The following is a 19,648-nucleotide window of genomic DNA, read 5'->3' on the forward strand; positions in this document are numbered from 1 at the left end:
CCTCCGAGGAGTGCACCGTGACCTCGACCAGCCTGCCGGACAGCCTGATCGCCACCCTCCCCGGCTCCGCCTACACCGATCCCGGGATCTTCGCCCAGGAGCAGGAGCGCATCTTCGAGACGATGTGGTTCTGCGTGGCCCGTGCCGCGGACCTGCCGAAGCCCGGTGCGTTCCGCACCGTCGACGTGGGGCGCGAGAGCATCCTCGTCACCCGGGCCCGGGACCATTCGATCCGCGCATACTTCAACGTCTGCCGGCACCGCGGCGCCAAGCTCTGCACCGAGGAGACCGGCGAGGTCGCACGTGCCTTCCAGTGCCCGTACCACGCCTGGACCTACGGCCTGGACGGCAAGCTGGTCGCCGCGCCCAACCTCACCAAGATGCCCGACGTCGGCCGCACCGAGTACGGCCTGGTGGGCGTGGCCGTCCGGGAGTGGCTCGGGTATGTCTGGGTGTGCCTCGCGGAGAACCCGCCGTCCTTCGAGGAGGACGTGATCGGGGCGGCGGTCGAGCGGCTGGGCGACGTCGAGTCGATCGAACGCTACGGCGTCGAGGACCTCTCCGTCGGCAGACGGATCGTCTACGACGTCAAGGCGAACTGGAAGCTCATCATCGAGAACTTCATGGAGTGCTACCACTGCGCCACCATCCACCCCGAACTCACCGAGGTGCTGCCCGAGTTCGCCGACGGCTACGCGGCGCAGTACTACGTGGGCCACGGCGCCGAGTTCGGCGCGGACGTCCAGGGCTTCACCGTCGACGGCTCCGAGGGGCTGGACCGCATTCCCGGGGTCTCGGCTGACCAGGACCGGCGGTACTACGCGATCACCGTCAAGCCGCAGGTGTTCATCAACCTGGTGCCGGACCATGTGATATTCCACCGGATGTACCCGGTGGCCGTCGACCGCACGATCGTCGAGTGCGACTGGCTCTACCTCCCGCACGTCGTGGAGAGCGGCAAGGACGTCAGCCGGTCCGTGGAGCTCTTCGACCGGGTCAACCGCCAGGACTTCGACGCCTGCGAGCGCACGCAGCCCGGCATGAGCTCACGGCTGTACGCCAAGGGCGGGGTGCTGGTGCCCAGCGAGCACCACATCGGCGCCTTCCACGACTGGGTCCACGAGCGGCTCGGGACCCGGCAGCCGGAGTGACCGCCCGCGGCCCGCGCCCGCCGGGTGTGAACGCGGGCCCTGCGGTGGTCGTCGTCCCGAGGGCGCTCAGCCCAGGTACCCCATGCGGTGGCTGATCTCCTCCGCGCCCTTGACCAGTACCGGGGCCAGTTCGTGCATGCGCTCCTCGGTGAACCGGTAGGAGGGCCCTGAGGCGCTGATCGAGGCGATGACCACCCCGTCCCGGTCCCGGATCGGCGCGGCCATGGCGTGCAGCCCGATCTCCAGCTCCTCCAGCGTCCAGGCATAACCGCGCTCCCGGGCGTCGGCGAGGTTCTTCTCCAGCTTCGCCTTCGAGGAGATGGTGTGCGGGGTCAGCTTCTTCAGGCCGCCCTCCGCGATCAGCGCGGCGCGCTCCTGCGCGGGCACGTGGGCCAGCATGATCTTGCCGCTGGAGGTGGCGTGCAGCGGGGTCAGCTGGCCCACCCAGTTGTGCGCGGTGACGGCGGCCGTGCCGCGCACCTGGTAGAGGTTGATCGCATAGTGCTCCTGCAACACCGCGATGTTCACCGTCTCGCCGATCTCGTCGGCCAGCCGCTCGCACACCGCCCGGCCCTGCTGGGTGACGTCGATGCGTCCCGTCACGGCCCCGGCCAGGCGTACGATGCCGAAGCCGAGCGAGTACTTGCCCCGCTCGCCCGACTGCTCCACGAGACCGCGCGCCTCCAGGGCGCCGAGCAGCCGGAACGCGGTCGACTTGTGAACATCGATCTCGGCGGCCACCTCGCTCACCCCCGCCTCGCCGCGCTGGGCCAGGATCTCCAGGACGCTGATGGCGCGGTCGACGGACTGCACGCCACCAGAAGATGAGCCGTTCGTTTCGGTATCCGGACTGAAGTTGCTCATAGCGAAACTATACGCGCAGTAAACAACACACTCCAAGTAACGCGATGTGAACAAAGATCTTACAAGTTGCGTGGTTCGCAACCTGGTGCGTATAGCGATACCCGTACTAGCATTCCGCGCAATCGACGGCGCGAGCGAGACGAGGCACCATGGCTCCCTTGCAGTACGACTTCGTCATCGTCGGCGGCGGCTCGGCCGGCAGTGCACTGGCGAACCGGCTCTCGGCCGACCCCGGCAACCGGGTGCTCGTCCTGGAGGCAGGCCGCCCCGACTACCCGTGGGACGTGTTCATCCACATGCCGGCGGCGCTGACCTATCCCATCGGCAGCCGCTTCTACGACTGGAAGTACGAGTCCGAGCCCGAGCCCCACATGGGCGGCCGCCGCATCTACCACGCCCGCGGCAAGGTCCTCGGCGGCTCCAGCAGCATCAACGGCATGATCTTCCAGCGCGGCAACCCGCTCGACTACGAGCGCTGGGCCGCCGACCCGGGCATGGCCACCTGGGACTACGCGCACTGCCTGCCGTACTTCCGCCGGATGGAGAACTGCCTGGCCGCCGACCCGGACGACGAGTTCCGCGGCCACGACGGCCCGCTGGTCCTGGAGCGCGGCCCGGCCACCAACCCGCTCTTCTCCGCCTTCCTGAAGGCGACCGAGGAGGCGGGCTACGCGCCCACCGACGACGTCAACGGCTACCGGCAGGAGGGCTTCGCCAAGTTCGACCGCAACGTCCACCGCGGCCGGCGCCTGTCGGCGTCCAAGGCGTACCTCAAGCCCGCCAGGAAGCGCCCCAACCTCACCGTGAAGACCCGCGCCCTGGTCACCCGGGTCCTCTTCGAGGGCAAGAAGGCCGTCGGCGTCGAGTACCGGCGCGGCAAGGGCGCCCTCCAGGAGGTCCGCGCCAAGGAGGTCATCCTCTGCGGCGGCGCGATCAACTCCCCGCAGCTGCTCCAGCTCTCCGGCGTCGGCAACGCGCAGGAACTGGGCGCCCTCGGCATCGACGTCGTCCACGACCTGCCGGGCGTCGGCGAGAACCTCCAGGACCACCTGGAGGTGTACATCCAGTACGCCTGCAAGCAGCCGGTCTCCGTGCAGCCGTACCTGGCGAAGTGGCGGGCCCCCTTCATCGGCCTGCAGTGGCTCTTCCGCAAGGGCCCGGCCGCGACCAACCACTTCGAGGCCGGCGGCTTCGCCCGCAGCAACGACGACGTGGACTACCCCAACCTGATGTTCCACTTCCTGCCCATCGCGGTCCGCTACGACGGCTCGGTACCCGCCGGCGGCCACGGCTACCAGGTCCACGTCGGCCCCATGTACTCCGACGCCCTCGGCTCGGTGAAGATCAGGAGCAAGGACCCCCGCGAGCACCCGGCCCTGCGCTTCAACTACCTCTCCACCGAGCAGGACCGCCGCGAGTGGGTCGAGGCGATCAGAGTCGCCCGCGACCTGCTCGACCAGCCCGCGCTCACCCCCTACAACGACGGGGAGATCTCGCCCGGCCCGTCCGTGGCGACGGACGAGGAGATCCTCGCCTGGGTGGCCAAGGACGGCGAGACCGCCCTGCACCCGTCCTGCACCTGCAGGATGGGCACCGACGAGATGTCCGTCGTCGACCCGACGAGCCTGCGGGTGCACGGCGTGGAGGGCCTGCGCGTGGTGGACGCCTCGGTGATGCCGTACGTCACCAACGGCAACATCTACGCCCCGGTGATGATGATCGCGGAGAAGGCGGCCGACCTCATCCTCGGCAAGGAGCCGCTGCCACCGTCGGAGGCCGTGTACTACCGGCACCGCGACGCCCAGAAGCAGGCCGGGTAGACATGGGTGCCGAGGCGCTGCGGGCGCTGCTGGCCCGCGTCCGCTACGAGGTGCTGCCGGCGAAGGCGACCGAGGAGAAGGTCCTCGCCCACGTGCCCCAGGACGTAGTGGTCACCGTCACGGCGTCACCGGTCAAGGGCCTGGAACCGACCCTCGCCCTCACCGAGCGGCTCGCGGCGCACGGGTACCGGATCGTCCCGCATGTGCCCGCACGTCTGCTCCGGGACGACACGCACCTGAAGGACGTCACCGAGCGGCTGCGCGCCGTGGGCGTCGACGACCTCTTCGTCCCGGCGGGCGACGCCGATCCGCCCGCCGGGCCGTACGAGGGAGCGCTGCCGGTGCTGCGCAGGCTGACCGAACTGGGCAGACCCTTCGCCGAGACGGGGATCACCGGCTACCCGGAGAGCCACCCGTTGATCCACGACGACCTCACCATCCAGGCGATGTGGGACAAGCGGGCGCACGCCACCTACATCGTCAGCAACCTCTGCTTCGACGCGCGCGTGCTCGGCGACTGGCTCGGCCGGATCCGGCGCCGGGACGTCACCCTGCCCGTGTACGTCGGCGTCGCCGGGCCCGTCCAGCGGGCCAAGCTGATGGCGATGGCGACCAAGATCGGGGTGGGGGAGTCGACCCGCTTCCTCACCAAGCACGCCTCCTGGTTCCTGCGCTTCGCCACACCCGGCGGATACGACCCGGAGCGGCTGCTCGCCCGCGGCGAGGAGGCGTTCGGCGCGCCGTCGGCGGGTGTGGCGGGCCTCCATCTGTTCACCTTCAACCAGGTTGCCGAGACGGAGCGGTGGCGCCGTGCGCTGCTGGACCGGCTGGGCGGCTGACCCGCCCGAGGGGGCGCCGCTTTCGCGGCCGAATCGGGATACGCGGAGCCCTTGACGGCTGTCAGTACATTCGGTCAGGGTGTTCCACCAAAAGCAATCCAATGCACAATGCGCAACGAATTCGGGCTCGAAGGGCGCGGCCGTGGCAGATCTGTATGTGGATGGTAAATGGCGCGCCGCGGTGGCCGGCGGCCACCGTGAGATCCGCTGTCCCGCGGACGGCACACTCGTCGCGACGGTCTCGGAGGCGACCCGCCCCGACACCGAGGCGGCGATCGGCGCGGCCAGGCGCGCGTTCGACGAGGGCCCCTGGCCGCACACCCCCGAGCGCGAGCGCGGCGCGCTGCTGCTGCGCACCGCCGACATCATCGAGCGCGACGCCAAGGAGTTCGCCCGCGCCGAATCCCTGGACACCGGCAAGCGCCTGGTGGAGAGCGAGTACGACATCGCCGACGTCGTATCCTGCCTCCGCTTCTACGGCGGCATCGCGGGCACCGACGCCGGCCGGGTGATCGACACCGGGCGTGCGGACGCCGTCAGCCGCGTCGTGTACGAGCCGGTCGGCGTGTGCGGACTGATCACCCCGTGGAACTACCCGCTGCTGCAGGCGAGCTGGAAGGTCGCGCCCGCCCTGGTCGCGGGCAACACGTTCGTCCTCAAGCCCAGCGAGCTGACCCCCTCCACCGCCATCCTGCTGATGAAGGCCCTGGAAGAGGCCGGACTCCCGCCGGGTGTCGGCAACCTCGTGCTCGGCGCCGGGCCCGAGGCCGGTGCCGCGCTCTCCGAGGACCCCGCCGTCGACATGGTGTCCTTCACCGGCGGCCTGGAGACCGGCAAGCGGATCATGGCCACCGCCGCGGCGACCGTGAAGAAGGTCGCGCTGGAGCTGGGTGGCAAGAACCCCAACGTGGTCTTCGCCGACGCCGACCTCGACACCGCCGTCGACTTCGCGCTCACCGCCGTCTTCCTGCACTCCGGGCAGGTCTGCTCGGCCGGCGCCCGGCTGATCGTCGAGGACTCGATCCACGACGCCTTCGTCGACGAGGTGGTCCGCCGGGCCCGGCTCATCCGCCTCGGCGGCCCCTTCGACCCCGAGGCCGAGACCGGCGCGCTGATCTCCGCACAGCACCGCGAGAAGATCGAGGCCTACGTGGCCGCCGGGATCGCCGAGGGCGCCGTACTGCGCTGCGGCGGCGCCCGCCCCGAGGACCCCGCGCTGGCGAACGGCTACTACTACCCGCCCACCGTCCTCGACGAGTGCCGGCAGGACATGCGCGTGGTGCACGAGGAGTCCTTCGGGCCCGTGCTCACCGTCGAGCGCTTCCGGGACGAGGACGACGCCGTCCGCATCGCCAACGACACGGAGTACGGCCTCGCCGGAGCCGTCTGGACCCAGGACGCGGGCAAGGCCCAGCGGGTCGCGCGCAGGCTGCGTCACGGCACCGTGTGGATCAACGACTACCACCCCTATGTGCCGCAAGCGGAATGGGGTGGCTTCGGGCACTCGGGCGTGGGCCGTGAGCTGGGACCGACCGGCCTGGACGAGTACCGAGAGCCCAAGCACGTCTGGCAGAACATCCAACCCGGGCCGCAGCACTGGTTCCGCGGCTGACGCCGAAGAGAGGCCGATCATGACCCCAGCCCAGACCGAGGTGTCGCAGCGGCGCGGCACGTCCCAGGACCCCGATCGGACCCCGGTGATCTCCGTGCGCCGGCTGTGGAAGGTGTTCGGGCCGAAGGCCGACGAGGTGCCGGGCTCCGAGGAGTTGTGCGGGCTCACCCGCCGCGAGCTGATGGACCGCACCGGTTGCACCGCCGCCGTCCGCGATGTGGACTTCGAGGTGTCCAATGGCGAGGTCTTCGTCGTCATGGGCCTGTCCGGCTCCGGCAAGTCCACCCTCGTGCGATGTCTGACCCGGCTGATCGAACCCACCGCGGGCGAGATCGTCTTCGAGGGCGAGGACATCCGCGGCGCCGACGCCCGGCGGCTGCGAGAGCTGCGGCGCAGCAAGTTCTCCATGGTCTTCCAGCACTTCGGTCTGCTGCCGCACCGCAAGGTCGTCGAGAACGTGGCGTTCGGCCTGGAGATCCGCGGCATGAGCAAGGCCGCACGTATGAAACGGGCGATGGAGACCGTCGAACTGGTGGGCCTCGCCGGCTACGAGAACTCCTACCCCGACCAGCTCTCCGGCGGTATGCAGCAGCGCGTCGGCCTCGCCCGCGCCCTCGCCGGCGACCCCGACGTCCTCTTCTTCGACGAGCCGTTCTCCGCCCTGGACCCGCTGATCCGCCGGGACATGCAGAGCGAGGTCATCCGCCTGCACCACGAGGTCGGCAAGACCATGGTCTTCATCACCCACGACCTCTCCGAGGCCCTCAAGCTGGGCGACCGCATCCTGATCATGCGGGACGGCAAGATGGTCCAGTGCGGCACCGGCGACGAACTGGTCGGCGCCCCGGCCGACGACTACGTACGGGACTTCGTGAAGGACGTGCCGCGCGGGGACGTCCTCACCCTGCGCTGGATCATGCGCCCGCCCGCCGACGGCGACGAGCTGGACGGGCCCGAGCTGGGCCCGGACGTCGTGGTCCGCGAGGCCACCCGGGCGGTGCTCGCCGCCGAGAAACCGGTCAAGGTCGTCGAGAACGGCAAGCTGCTCGGCATCGTCGGCGACGAGGAGATCCTCGCCGTCGTCGCCGGGCAGGAGGGCGGCGCCTGATGGCCGCCGTCGCCGACGCGACCGCGCCGGTCGTGACGCCGCGCAAGAAGGTCAGCCGCCCGATGGTGGTGGCGGCGATCGTGGTCGTCTGGCTGGTGCTCTTCGCCGCGCTGCGCGGCCGGCAGACCCTGACGCTGGCCGCCGCCGACCTCACCGGTCTGCACCGCTGGCTGAACGACGTCAACGACAGCATCGGCGCCAACCGCAACTCCAACCCGGTCTTCCTGTACTTCTTCAACGAGATCCGGCTGGTCATCGACAACCTGGTCACCTTCGTCCAGTCGCTGATCTCCCAGCCCAGCGTCGGCCGCCCGGTCCCGCAGATCGGCTGGCTCGGCGTCGTCGGCATCACCGGCTACGTCTCCTGGGCCGTGGGCAACTGGCGGGTCGCCCTGCTGGCCGTCGCGGGCTTCACCTTCTTCGGGCTCCAGGGCCTGTGGCAGGAGAGCATGGACACCCTGGCGCTGACCCTGTCGGCGGTCCTGGTGGCCCTGCTCATCGGCATCCCGCTCGGCGTGTGGGCGGGGCTCTCCGACCGGGTCAACCGGATCATGACGCCCTTCCTGGACTTCATGCAGACGATGCCGACCTTCGTCTACCTCGCCCCGCTGACCCTGATCTTCCTCATCGGCGGCGCCTCCGCCGTGATCACCACGGTCATCTACGCGGCCCCGCCCGCCATCCGCATCACCGCGTACGCCATCCGCTCGGTCCCCGAGACCACCGTCGAGGCGGCCGACTCGCTCGGCGCCACCCGCGTGCAGCAACTGGTGAAGGTGCTGCTGCCGATGTCGAAGCGCACGGTCGTCGTGGGGGTCAACCAGACCATCATGGCCGCCCTGGCCATGGTCACCATCGCGGCCCTGATCGACGCGCCCGGCCTCGGCAAGACCGTCGTGCAGGCGCTCCAGTCGCTCGACGTCGGCACCGCCTTCAACGCCGGCCTAGCCATCGTCGTCATGGCCATCGTGCTCGACCGGGTGACCACCGCGGCGGCCGTCCGAACCGAGACCCGCCGCGCGGAGGGGCGGTTCCTCACGTGGCGCCGCCCGCTGCTGGGCGCTGGCGGAGTCGCCGCCGTCGTCCTGGTCTACCTCTCCCACACCTACGTCTGGGCGGCCGAGTTCCCCGGCGACGGCACCGTCGGCAGCCATATCGCGAGCGCCGCCGACACCACGTCCACATGGCTGCAGGACCATCTCTACGGCCTCACCAACGCCCTGCGGGACGCGGTCACCAACGGCCTGCTCAACCCCTTCCAGACCCTGCTCACCGACTCCCCGTGGTGGCTGGTCGGCGCCGTCCTGGTCGCGCTCGGCGCGGTCCTCGGCGGCTGGCGGGCCGGGGTGACGGCGGCCGTGTGCGTCGGGCTCCTTGTCGGTACCGGACTCTGGTCGGACAGCATGACCACCCTCGCCTCGACCGTCGTGGCCACCGTCCTGACGATGCTGGCCGGCGTCGTCGTCGGCGTGTGGATGGGCCGCAGCACCCTGGCCGACCGGCTGATCCGGCCCACCCTGGACGCCGCGCAGGTCATGCCGCCGTTCGTCTACCTCGTACCGTTCCTGGCGCTCTTCGGCGCCACCCGCTTCACCGCGATCATCGCGGGCGTCGTCTACGCGGCACCCGTGGCGATCAAGATCATCGCGGACGGGGTGCGGAACGTGTCCGAGTCCACCGTGGAGGCGGCCACCTCGGCCGGGTGCAACACCTGGCAGATCATCACCAAGGTCCAGCTGCCGATGGCACGCGGCGCCCTGACTCTCGCGACCAACCAGGGCCTGATCTACGTGCTGTCGATGGTTGTGTTGGGCGGCCTGGTAGGGGCGGGCGCCCTCGGCTACGACGTCGTGGCCGGTTTCTCGCAGAGCGAGCTGTACGGCAAGGGGCTGGCGGCAGGGCTGGCCATCGTACTGCTCGGAGTCATGTTCGACCGGATCACTCAGGCTGCGGCACGACGCACCAGGGCATAAGGAGCTCGACACCATGGCACAACACTGGCGAGCCGGCGCGGCCGGCCTGGCCGTCCTCGGCCTCACCCTCACCGCCTGCGGCGGGGCGAAGGTCGGCGGCAGCAGTTCCGCCGGCTCGACGTCCTCGGGCGGCAAGTGCGGCACCTTCAACCTGGCCGTCAACCCCTGGGTGGGCTACGAGGCGGACGCGGCGGTCGTCGCGTACGTCGCGGAGCACAACCTCGGCTGTACGGTCAACAAGAAGGACCTGAAGGAGGAGATCGCCTGGCAGGGCTTCGGGACCGGCGAGGTCGACGCCGTCCTGGAGAACTGGGGCCACGACGATCTGAAGAAGAAGTACATCACCGGGCAGAAGACGGCCGTCGAGGCCGGTTCCACCGGCAACAAGGGCATCATCGGCTGGTACGTGCCGCCGTGGCTGGCCAAGGCGCACCCGGACATCACGGACTGGGAGAGCCTCAACAAGTACGCCGCCAACTTCAAGACCTCCGAGTCCGGCGGCAAGGGCCAGCTGCTCGACGGCGACCCGTCGTACGTCACCAACGACGCCGCGCTGGTGAAGAACCTGAAGCTGGACTTCAAGGTGGTGTACGCGGGCAGCGAGACCGCGCTCATCCAGGCCTTCAGAACCGCCGAGAAGAACAAGCAGTGGCTGATCGGCTACTTCTACGAACCGCAGTGGTTCCTGTCCGAGGTGCCGCTGGTCAAGGTGAACCTGCCCAAGTACACGACGGGTTGCGACGCCGACGCGGCGAAGGTCGCCTGCGACTACCCCGTCTACGACCTCGACAAGATCGTCAGCGCGAGCTTCGCCAAGTCGGGCAGCCCGGCGTACGACCTGGTGAAGAACTTCAACTGGACCAACGACGACCAGAACACCGTGGCCAAGTACATCGCGGTGGACAAGCTGTCGGACGACGCGGCGGCCAAGAAGTGGGTCGACGCCAACCCCGACAAGGTCAAGGCCTGGCTGAAGTAGCGAGGACCGCGGGATCGTTCCGGGACGCCCGGCGGGCGGTGCGCAGCTGTGCGCGCCGCCCGCCGGGCGTTGCCGTTCTCCGGCCGCGGACACCGCCATGGCCGGGGCCGTTCCGCTAGGTCACCACCCTCTTGACACCCCTCCTTCCCGGCGGGCACATTGAGTTGCGCAGCCTGAATCATGTTGCGCACAAAGCAACTGCACCGGTCTCAAGTTCGGAGGTTGGGCGATGGCGGGACCCCGAGTGGTCATCATCGGAGCGGGCGTCGTGGGAGCGGCCCTCGCGGACGAGATCTCCGCGCGCGGCTGGACCGAGGTGACCGTGGTCGACCAGGGCCCGCTCCCGGCCACGGGCGGCTCCTCCTCACACGCCCCGGGCCTGGTCTTCCAGACGAACCCCTCGAAGACCATGACGGAGCTGGCCCGCTACACCGTCGAGAAGTTCTGCTCCCTCGACGTCGACGGCAAGCCCTGCTTCCTCCAGGTCGGCGGCCTCGAAGTGGCCACCACCCCGGAGCGCCTCGCGGAACTCCACCGCCGGCACGGCTGGATCACCGCCTGGGGCATCGAGGCACGCCTGCTGACCGCCGACGAGTGCGTCGCACAGCACCCGCTGGTCAACCGCGACCGGGTCCTCGGCGGCCTCCTCGTCCCCACCGACGGCCTCGCCAAGGCCGTCCTCGCCGTCGAGGCCCAGATCCGCCGGGCCACCGAACGCGGCGTCCGCTTCCTCGCCCGCCACGAGGTCCTCGACGTCCGGCAGAGCGAGGGCCGGGTTACCTCCGTGCTGACCGACCAGGGCGAACTCCCCGCCGACATCGTCGTCTGCTGTGCCGGCATCTGGGGCCCGAAGATCGCCCGCATGGTCGGCATGAACCTCCCGCTCACGCCGCTCGCCCACCAGCTCGCCTGGACCGGCCCGGTCCCCGCCCTGGCCGGCCAGACGGAGGAGGCGGTCCGCCCGATCCTGCGCCACCAGGACGCCGACCTCTACTACCGCGACCGCTTCGACGCCATCGGCATCGGCTACTACGGCCACCGCCCCATGCCGATCTCCGCCGACGACATCCTCTCCGTGGACGAGGCCGCACAGATGCCCTCGGTCCTGAAGTTCACCGAGGAGGACTTCGAGGACGCCTGGACCGAGACGCAGTCCCTCCTCCCGGCGACCCGCGAGGCCAAGGTCGAGGAGGGCATCAACGGCCTCTTCTCCTTCACCACCGACGGTTACCCGCTGCTCGGCGAGTCCCCCGACGTCAAGGGCTTCTGGGTCGCCGAGGCCGTCTGGGTCACCCACTCCGCGGGCGTCGGCCGCGCGGTCGCCGAATGGCTGGTCGACGGCCACTGCTCGTCCTTCGACCTCCACGAGTGCGACGTCAACCGCTTCGAGCCGCACCAGCTGGCCCCGGAGTACGTCCTGGCCCGCGACTGCCAGAACTTCGTCGAGGTCTACGACATCCTCCACCCCCTCCAGCCGTCCGGGAAGCCGCGCCCGATCCGCACCAGCCCCTTCCACGCCCGCCAGCAGGAGCACGGCGCGTTCTTCCTGGAGGCGAACGGCTGGGAGCGCCCCCAGTGGTACGAGGCGAACGCGGGCCTGCTCGAAGGCCGTTCGATCCCCACCCCCAACGACTGGGCCGCCCGCTACTGGTCGCCCATCGTCGGCGCCGAGGCCCAGGTCACCCGCGAGACCGTCGCGATGTACGACATGACCGCCCTCAAGCGCCTGGAGATCAGCGGCCCCGGCGCCGCCGACTTCCTGGAGGGACTGGTCACCGGAAAGGTCGCCAAGTCCGTCGGCTCGGTGACGTACACCCTGCTCCTCGACCACGACGGCGGCATCCGCAGCGACGTCACCGTGGCCCGCCTCGCCCGCGACCTCTTCCAGGTCGGCGCCAACGGCAACCTCGACCTCGACTGGTTCAGCCGCCACCTCCCCGCCTGGGGGCACCTCCCAGCGGTAGCTGGGGGAGGCACGGTCCAGGTCCGGGACATCACGCCCGGCACCTGCTGTATCGGCCTGTGGGGACCGCTCGCCCGCGAGGTCCTCCAGCCGCTCACCGACGAGGACTTCTCCAACGACGGCCTCAAGTACTTCCGCGCCAAGCGTGCCTACATCGGCTCGGTGCCGGTCACCGCGATGCGGCTGTCGTACGTCGGCGAACTCGGCTGGGAGCTGTACACCACCGCCGACCAGGGCCAGAAGCTCTGGGACACCCTGTGGCAGGCGGCCGAGCCGCTCGGCGGGATCATCGCCGGCCGCGGCGCCTTCAACAGCCTCCGCCTGGAGAAGGGCTACCGCTCCTTCGGCACCGACATGACCTACGAGCACGACCCCTACGAGGCCGGCGTCGGCTTCGCCGTCAAGCTCGACAAGGGCGACTTCGTCGGGAAGGCCGCGTTGGAGCGGCGCAAGGGCGACGTGCGGCGCCGGCTGAGCTGCCTCACGATCGAGGACCCGAGGGCGGTCGTGATGGGCAAGGAGCCGGTCTACGACGGTGAGCGCGCCGTCGGCTACGTGACCAGCGCGGCGTACGGCTACACGGTCGGCAAGGGGATTGCCTACGCGTGGCTTCCGGCGGAGCTGGCGGTGCCGGGGACCGGCGTGCAGATCGGGTACTTCGACCAGCGCGTGGCGGCGGTGGTGGCCGAGGAGCCGTTGTTCGACCCGGGGATGAGTCGTCTCCGTGGGTGACGGATCCGGGTGGCGTCGTTGTTCGGCTGCGGGCACGTCGTGGCTGGTCGCGCCCACGCGGCGGCAGCCGCAATATCGGCACAGCCCCGCGCCCCTTCGGGGCGCACCTCTCGCCAAGGTCGTTGAAAGGATCGCGAAACTCAAATGAACGCGCTGAACACGCCCTTGGCCGAGCTGGACCCCGAGGTCCATGCCGCGCTCCGTGCCGAGCTGAACCGGCAGCAGTCCACCCTGGAGATGATCGCCTCCGAGAACTTCGCGCCCGTCGCCGTGATGGAGGCGCAGGGCTCGGTGGCCACCAACAAGTACGCCGAGGGCTACCCCGGGCGCCGCTACTACGGCGGCTGCGAACACGTCGACGTCACGGAGCGGCTGGCCATCGAACGCGTCAAGTCGCTCTTCGGCGCGGGCTTCGCCAACGTGCAGCCGCACTCGGGTGCCCAGGCCAACACCGCCGTCTTCTTCGCCCTGCTCAAGCCCGGCGACACGATCCTCGGCCTCGACCTCGCGCACGGCGGCCACCTCACCCACGGCATGCGCATCAACTACAGCGGCAAGATGCTCAACGTCGTGCCTTACCACGTCTCCGAGACCGACAACCTCGTGGACCTGGACGAGGTGGAGCGGCTCGCCAAGGAACACCGCCCGAAGATGATCATCGCTGGCTGGTCGGCGTACCCCAGGCAGCTGGACTTCGCGGCCTTCCGCCGGATCGCCGACGAGGTCGGTGCCCTGCTGATGGTCGACATGGCGCACTTCGCGGGCCTGGTGGCGGCGGGGCTGCACCCGAGCCCCGTCCCGCACGCCCACGTGGTCACCACGACCACCCACAAGACCCTCGGCGGACCGCGCGGCGGGGTCATCCTCACCAACGACGCCGACCTCGCCAAGAAGATCAACTCGGCGGTCTTCCCCGGGATGCAGGGCGGCCCGCTGGAACACGTCATCGCGGCGAAGGCCGTCTCCTTCAAGGTCGCCGCGTCACCCGAGTTCACCGAGCGCCAGGCCCGCACCCTGGCCGGTGCCCGGATCCTCGCCGAGCGCCTGACCCGGCCCGACGCGGCCGCGGCCGGCGTGAAGGTGCTGACCGGCGGCACGGACGTCCACCTGGTCCTGGTCGACCTGCGGGAGTCCCCGCTGGACGGGCGACAGGCGGAGGACCTCCTCCACGAGATCGGCATCACCGTCAACCGCAACGCCGTCCCCTTCGACCCGCGCCCGCCCATGGTCACCTCCGGCCTGCGCATCGGCACCCCGGCTCTGGCCACCCGGGGCTTCACCGAGGAGGACTTCACCGAGGTCGCCGACGTGATCGCCCTCGCCCTCCAGCCCGAGCCGGACATCCCAGCCCTGCGCGCCCGCACGGAGACACTCGCGGCCAAGCACCCGCTCTACCCGCACCTCTCGCACGACGGAGACGTCCGATGAGCCCCAGCACCCGCCCCCTACGCCCTGCGGGCGTGGGGGGACCCCCAGGCGCCGACCTCCCCGACCACCCGGAGTTCCTCTGGCGCACGCCCGAGCCCAGGCGGTCTTACGACGTCGTCATCGTCGGCGGCGGCGGTCACGGCCTCGCCACCGCCCACTACCTGGCCAGGAACCACGGCATCACCAACGTGGCCGTCCTGGAGAAGGGCTGGCTCGCGGGCGGCAACATGGCCCGCAACACCACGATCATCCGCTCCAACTACCTGTGGGACGAGAGCGCCGGCATCTACGAACACGCGCTGAGACTCTGGGAGGGCCTGGAGGAGGAACTCGACTACCCGATCCTCTTCTCCCAGCGCGGCGTCCTGAACCTCGCCCACAGCCTCCAGGACGTCCGCGACAGCGTCCGCCGGGTCGAGGCCAACCGCCTCAACGGCGTCGACGCCGAGTGGCTCGACGCGGACGGGGTCAAAGAGGTCTGCCCGATCGTCAACACCTCACCCGACGTGCGCTACCCGGTCCTCGGCGGCACCTACCAGCCCCGCGCCGGCATCGCCAAGCACGACTACGTGGCCTGGGGCTTCGCCCGCTCCGCGGACGCGGCCGGCATCGACATCATCCAGAACTGCGAGGTCACGGGGGTGGACGTGGTCGACGGCCGGGTGGTCGGCGTCCAGACCACCCTCGGCCCGATCGCGGCCGGCAAGGTGGCCCTCTGCTCGGCCGGCCACACCTCGGTCCTGGCCGCGATGGCGGGCATCGACCTCCCCCTCCAGAGCCACCCGCTCCAGGCCCTGGTCTCCGAACTCCTGGAACCGGTCCACCCCACCGTCGTCATGTCCAACGCGGTGCACGTCTACGTCAGCCAGGCGCACAAGGGCGAACTTGTGATGGGCGCGGGCATCGACGCGTACAACTCCTACACCCAGCGCGGGGCGTTCCACATCATCGAGGAGCAGATGGCGGCGGCCCTCGAACTCTTCCCGGTCTTCGCGCGCGCCCACGTGCTGCGTACCTGGGGCGGCATCGTCGACGTCAGCCCCGACGCCTCACCGGTCGTGGGCCTCAGCCCGGTGGACAACCTCTACCTCAACTGCGGCTGGGGAACGGGCGGTTTCAAGGCCACCCCGGGGGTCGGCTGGGTCTACGCCCACACCATCGCCCACGACACCCCTCATCCTCTCAACGCCCCCTTCTCGCTCGACCGTTTCACCACCGGCGCGCTCGTCGACGAGCACGGCGCTGCCGCGGTGGCCCACTAGGGAGCCCAACCATGCTGCTCATCCCCTGCCCGTGGTGCGGGCCCCGCGACGAGACAGAGTTCCACTACGGCGGCCAGGCCCACGTGCCGTACCCGGAGGACCCGGCCTCCCTCACCGACGAGGAGTGGGCGCGGTATCTGTTCTTCCGCGACAATCCCAAGGGCCCCTTCGCCGAACGCTGGACCCACGCGGCAGGCTGCCGGAGGTGGTTCAACGCGGTACGCGACACGTCGACGAACGAGATCCTGACGGTGTACAGGGCGGGCGAGTCGCGTCCCGCGGTTGCCGAGCCCCGTCCACTCAACTCAGCCCGTCCGGCGTCTCCTCTCTCAGCCCGTCCGGCGTTTGAGGACGAGGCCGTCCAGGCCGAAGCGGGGTCCGGGGGCGCAGCTCCCAGCGGGGTGGAAGGGGCAGCGCCCCTTCAGGACGGGACGGGTAGGGGCGGCGGGGGCACGCCATCCATCAGCGGCTCCGCCGCGGGCCCCCTCCGCACCCCCACCGGCGGCCGAGTCGACCGCACCACCCCCCTCACCTTCACCTTCGACGGCACCGAATACCAGGGCTACCAAGGCGACACCCTCGCCTCCGCCCTCCTCGCCAACGGCGTCATCCAGGCCGCCACCAGCATCAAGCTCGGCCGCCCTCGCGGCATCTTCTCCGCCGGCGTCGAGGAACCCAACGCGGTCGTGCAGGTCGAGGCGCCCTTCCCCGAGCCGATGCTCCCCGCCACCACCATCGAGCTCCACGACGGCCTGGTAGCGACCAGCCTCCCGGGCCAGGGCCGCCTCGCCACCACCCCCGACCCGGCCCGCTACGACGCCGTCCACGCCCACTGCGACCTCCTGGTGGTCGGCGCGGGCCCGGCCGGCCTCGCGGCAGCGGCGGCGGCAGCCACCAGTGGCGCCCGCGTCATCCTCGCCGACGACCAGCCCGAACCCGGCGGCAGCCTGCTCGGCACCGGCGAGCACCTCGACTGGGTCGCGGCCACCCGCGCCCGCCTCGAAGCCGCCCCCGAGGTACGCGTCCTGCCCCGCACCACCGTCTTCGGCCACTACGACGACAACCACCTCCTCGCCGTGGAGCGCCGCACCGGCCACCTCGGCGCCGACGCCCCGCAGCACGTCTCCCGCGAACGCGTCTGGCGGATCCGCGCCCGGCACGTCGTCCTCGCCACCGGCGCCCACGAGCGCTCCCTCGCCTTCGGCGACAACGACCGCCCCGGCGTGATGCTGGCGGCCTCGGCCCGCACTTACCTGCACCGGTACGCCGTGCTCCCCGGCCGGCAGGCCGTCGTCCTCACCACCAACGACAGCGCCTACGCGGCCGCCCTCGACCTCGCGGCGGCCGGAGTCGGCATCGCCGCGATCGTCGACACCCGACCCGAACCGGGCCAGTGGGCCGAGCGGGCCAGGACCGCCGGGATCGAGGTGCTGCCCGGGCACGCGGTCACCGGCACGGCTGGCCGCGAGCGGCTCACCGCCGTGACCGTCGCCCCGTACGAAGGCACCGGCGCACAGCGGGAGTTCGCCGCCGACCTGCTCCTCGTCTCCGGCGGCTGGAACCCGGTCGCGCACCTGTTCAGCCAGGCGGGCGGCAAGCTCCGCCACGACGAGCGACTCGGGACGTTCGTGCCCGACAGCTGCCATCAGGCGGTGGCGGTCGCGGGCGCCGCGAACGGAGCGTTCGACCTCGCCACGGCCCTCGTCCAGGGCACGGCGGCCGGCACCCGCGCGGTGGAGGCCGAGGGCTACACCGCCGAGACCCCCGCCCTCCCCGCCGTGGCCCCGCAGCCGTACACCCCGCCCATGCAGGTCTTCACCGTCCCAGGCGAAGCCCCCCGGTTCGTCGACCTCCAGCGCGACGTCACGGTGGACGACCTCGCGCGGGCGACCGGCGCGGGCCTGCGCTCGGTGGAGCACACCAAGCGCTACACCACCGCCGGCACCGCCAACGACCAGGGCAGGACCGGTGGCGTGCTGGCGAGCGGGGTCGTCGCCGAACTCCTCGGCGTGGACATCTCGGCGCTCGGCCTGCCCACCTTCCGGCCGCCGTACACCCCCGTGTCCTTCGCCGCCCTCGCCGGCCGCGACCGGGGCACACTGCTCGACCCGATCCGCACCACGGCCCTGCACGACTGGCACGTCGGGCACGGCGCGCTCTTCGAGAACGTCGGGCAGTGGAAGCGGCCCTGGTACTACCCGCGGGACGGCGAGGACATGGAGAGCGCGGTGCTCCGCGAGTGCCGTGCCGCCCGTGAGGGGGTGGCCTTCATGGACGCCTCCACCCTCGGCAAGATCGACGTCCAGGGCCCGGACGCGGCGCTCTTCCTCGACCGGCTCTACACGAACATGATGAGCAACCTGAAGGTCGGCATGATCCGCTACGGCGTGATGTGCCGTCTGGACGGGATGGTGTTCGACGACGGCACGGTCATCCGGCTCGCCCCCGACCGGTTCCTGGTCACCACCACGACCGGCAACGCGGCGGCCGTCCTGGACTGGATGGAGGAGTGGCTGCAGACCGAGTGGCCGGACCTGCGGGTGCACTGCACCTCGGTCACCGAACACTGGGCCACCGTCGCCCTGGTCGGCCCCGAGTCCCGCGCGGTCCTCGGCTCGCTCGCACCCGGACTCGCGGTGGCCAACGAGGACTTCCCGTTCATGGCCTGGCGGGAGACCACCGTCGCCGGCATCGGTGCCCGGGTCTGCCGGATCAGCTTCTCCGGCGAACTCGCCTACGAGATCAACGTGTCGCCGTGGCAGGCCGTCGCGCTGTGGGAGGCGCTGTACGAGGCGGGTTCGCCGTACGGCATCACCCCGTACGGCACCGAGACCATGCACGTGCTGCGCGCCGAGAAGGGTTACCCGATCGTCGGCCAGGACACCGACGGCACGGTCACCCCGCAGGACCTCGGCATGGGCTGGGCGGTGTCGAAGAAGAAGCCCGACTTCATCGGGAAGCGCTCCTACGCCCGTGCCGACGCCGTGCGCCCCGACCGCAAGCACCTGGTCGCCCTGCTGACGGACGACCTGGGCGCCTTCCTCCCGGAGGGCACCCACCTGGTCGCCGACAGCGAACTGCCCGCCCCGCCCGTGCCGATGCTCGGCCACGTCACCTCCAGCTACCGCAGCGCCGCGCTCGGCCGGACCTTCGCGCTCGCCCTGGTCAAGGGCGGCCGGGACCGCATCGGCGAACGCCTCTACGCCCCCGTCGGCGAACAACTGCTGCCGGTGACCGTCGCCGGTCCCGTCCTCTACGACCCCGAGGGAGCCCGCCGCGATGGCTGACACCGCCCCGACCGCACGGCCGCGCAGCCCCCTGGCCGACGCCGCGCACCGCCTGGCCGCCGTGACCCGCTCCTCCAAGGGCGCGCTCCGGCTGGCCGAACTCCCGTTCCTGGCCCAGGTGAACGTCCGCCTCGACGCCAAGAGCCCGGCGGCGGACGCCGTGGCACTGGCCCTCGGATTCCAACTGCCTCTGGAACCCGACACCGTGGTGCACGCGGGGGAGGTGACCGCGGTGTGGCTCGGCCCCGACGAATGGCTGGTGGTGGGCCGGCCGGGCACCGAGCGGGACCTGGAGAGCCGGATCCGCACGGCCGCCGGGGACGAACCGGTCGCCGTCACCGACGTCTCCGCCCAGCGCACCACCCTCCTGGTCGGCGGCCCGCGCGCCCGCGACCTGCTCGCCCACGGCTGCGCCCTGGACCTGCATCCCCGTGCCTTCGGCCCCGGCCGCTGCGCCCAGACCACGCTGGCCCGTACCCAGGTCGTCCTGGTCGCACGGGACGAGACCAGGGCCGGCTTCTGGGTGCTGGTGCGCTCGTCGTTCGCCGGCTACCTGGTGGACTGGCTGCTGGACGCGGCCGTGGAACACGTGTGAGGCACCACGCACCGCGGGCCGGCACCCACCTGGGG

The 19,648-nt window shown here is 70.9% G+C and carries 13 protein-coding genes; 12 read left to right on the forward strand and 1 reads right to left on the reverse strand.

Annotated features, from left to right (window positions below; genetic code table 11):
* Window positions 1–17 precede the first annotated feature (17 nt).
* Window positions 18–1,151 (forward strand): aromatic ring-hydroxylating dioxygenase subunit alpha, encoded by a 1,134-nt coding sequence (locus ACFWPS_RS27130; protein ID WP_383708944.1) that lies wholly within the window; start codon window positions 18–20, stop codon window positions 1,149–1,151.
* A 66-nt stretch (window positions 1,152–1,217) separates the two neighbouring features.
* On the opposite strand, the gene ACFWPS_RS27135 is transcribed toward ACFWPS_RS27130, so the two are convergent.
* Window positions 1,218–2,015, reverse strand: a complete 798-nt coding sequence (locus ACFWPS_RS27135) for an IclR family transcriptional regulator (protein WP_217551962.1) — start codon at window positions 2,013–2,015, stop codon at window positions 1,218–1,220.
* Between the two features lie 149 nt (window positions 2,016–2,164).
* On the opposite strand from ACFWPS_RS27135, the gene betA reads away from it, so the two are divergent.
* From betA to ACFWPS_RS27190, 11 genes are all read left to right on the forward strand, one after another.
* Complete coding sequence (gene betA / locus ACFWPS_RS27140; protein ID WP_383708946.1) at window positions 2,165–3,835, forward strand: choline dehydrogenase; 1,671 nt, start codon at window positions 2,165–2,167, stop codon at window positions 3,833–3,835.
* A 2-nt stretch (window positions 3,836–3,837) separates the two neighbouring features.
* Window positions 3,838–4,674 (forward strand): 5,10-methylenetetrahydrofolate reductase, encoded by an 837-nt coding sequence (locus ACFWPS_RS27145; RefSeq protein WP_383708948.1) that lies wholly within the window; start codon window positions 3,838–3,840, stop codon window positions 4,672–4,674.
* Between the two features lie 142 nt (window positions 4,675–4,816).
* A complete protein-coding gene (locus tag ACFWPS_RS27150; protein ID WP_383708950.1) occupies window positions 4,817–6,286 on the forward strand; it encodes an aldehyde dehydrogenase family protein in 1,470 nt (489 codons plus the stop codon).
* 19 nt (window positions 6,287–6,305) lie between these two features.
* Entirely contained in the window at window positions 6,306–7,394 is a 1,089-nt protein-coding gene (locus ACFWPS_RS27155; protein WP_383708952.1) for a glycine betaine/L-proline ABC transporter ATP-binding protein, read from the forward strand.
* Window positions 7,394–9,367, forward strand: a complete 1,974-nt coding sequence (locus ACFWPS_RS27160; protein ID WP_383708954.1) for an ABC transporter permease — start codon at window positions 7,394–7,396, stop codon at window positions 9,365–9,367. The genes ACFWPS_RS27155 and ACFWPS_RS27160 overlap by 1 nt, the downstream gene beginning before the upstream one ends.
* A gap of 13 nt (window positions 9,368–9,380) precedes the next feature.
* Window positions 9,381–10,346, forward strand: coding sequence for an ABC transporter substrate-binding protein (locus tag ACFWPS_RS27165; RefSeq protein ID WP_383708956.1), 966 nt, complete (start codon window positions 9,381–9,383; stop codon window positions 10,344–10,346).
* Between the two features lie 229 nt (window positions 10,347–10,575).
* Entirely contained in the window at window positions 10,576–13,041 is a 2,466-nt protein-coding gene (locus ACFWPS_RS27170; RefSeq protein WP_383708958.1) for an FAD-dependent oxidoreductase, read from the forward strand.
* Between the two features lie 144 nt (window positions 13,042–13,185).
* Entirely contained in the window at window positions 13,186–14,469 is a 1,284-nt protein-coding gene (gene glyA / locus ACFWPS_RS27175) for a serine hydroxymethyltransferase (protein ID WP_383708960.1), read from the forward strand.
* The gene (locus ACFWPS_RS27180) at window positions 14,466–15,731 is read left to right on the forward strand and encodes a sarcosine oxidase subunit beta family protein (RefSeq protein ID WP_383708962.1); all 1,266 of its coding nucleotides are present in this window, start codon (window positions 14,466–14,468) and stop codon (window positions 15,729–15,731) included. Before glyA ends, ACFWPS_RS27180 begins: the two co-directional genes overlap by 4 nt.
* Before the next feature lie 11 nt (window positions 15,732–15,742).
* Window positions 15,743–19,018 (forward strand): sarcosine oxidase subunit delta family protein, encoded by a 3,276-nt coding sequence (locus tag ACFWPS_RS27185; RefSeq protein ID WP_383708964.1) that lies wholly within the window; start codon window positions 15,743–15,745, stop codon window positions 19,016–19,018.
* Window positions 19,011–19,613 carry a sarcosine oxidase subunit gamma gene (locus ACFWPS_RS27190; protein WP_383708966.1) on the forward strand — a complete coding sequence of 201 codons (603 nt, stop codon included), beginning with the start codon at window positions 19,011–19,013 and terminating at the stop codon, window positions 19,611–19,613. The genes ACFWPS_RS27185 and ACFWPS_RS27190 overlap by 8 nt, the downstream gene beginning before the upstream one ends.
* Window positions 19,614–19,648: the final 35 nt, after the last annotated feature.

It is taken from the genome of Streptomyces sp. NPDC058457 (assembly GCF_042720695.1).
In the GTDB taxonomy this organism is placed as follows: domain Bacteria; phylum Actinomycetota; class Actinomycetes; order Streptomycetales; family Streptomycetaceae; genus Streptomyces.

What these genes read in the sequence shown, in the direction of transcription:
- ACFWPS_RS27135 (WP_217551962.1), bottom strand. Translation starts at nt 2,015, where the DNA reads ATGAGCAACTTCAGTCCGGATACCGAAACGAACGGCTCATCTTCTGGT.
- betA (WP_383708946.1), top strand. Translation starts at nt 2,165, where the DNA reads ATGGCTCCCTTGCAGTACGACTTCGTCATCGTCGGCGGCGGCTCGGCC.
- ACFWPS_RS27145 (WP_383708948.1), top strand. Translation starts at nt 3,838, where the DNA reads ATGGGTGCCGAGGCGCTGCGGGCGCTGCTGGCCCGCGTCCGCTACGAG.
- ACFWPS_RS27155 (WP_383708952.1), top strand. Translation starts at nt 6,306, where the DNA reads ATGACCCCAGCCCAGACCGAGGTGTCGCAGCGGCGCGGCACGTCCCAG.
- ACFWPS_RS27160 (WP_383708954.1), top strand. Translation starts at nt 7,394, where the DNA reads ATGGCCGCCGTCGCCGACGCGACCGCGCCGGTCGTGACGCCGCGCAAG.
- ACFWPS_RS27165 (WP_383708956.1), top strand. Translation starts at nt 9,381, where the DNA reads ATGGCACAACACTGGCGAGCCGGCGCGGCCGGCCTGGCCGTCCTCGGC.
- ACFWPS_RS27170 (WP_383708958.1), top strand. Translation starts at nt 10,576, where the DNA reads ATGGCGGGACCCCGAGTGGTCATCATCGGAGCGGGCGTCGTGGGAGCG.
- glyA (WP_383708960.1), top strand. Translation starts at nt 13,186, where the DNA reads ATGAACGCGCTGAACACGCCCTTGGCCGAGCTGGACCCCGAGGTCCAT.
- ACFWPS_RS27180 (WP_383708962.1), top strand. Translation starts at nt 14,466, where the DNA reads ATGAGCCCCAGCACCCGCCCCCTACGCCCTGCGGGCGTGGGGGGACCC.
- ACFWPS_RS27185 (WP_383708964.1), top strand. Translation starts at nt 15,743, where the DNA reads ATGCTGCTCATCCCCTGCCCGTGGTGCGGGCCCCGCGACGAGACAGAG.
- ACFWPS_RS27190 (WP_383708966.1), top strand. Translation starts at nt 19,011, where the DNA reads ATGGCTGACACCGCCCCGACCGCACGGCCGCGCAGCCCCCTGGCCGAC.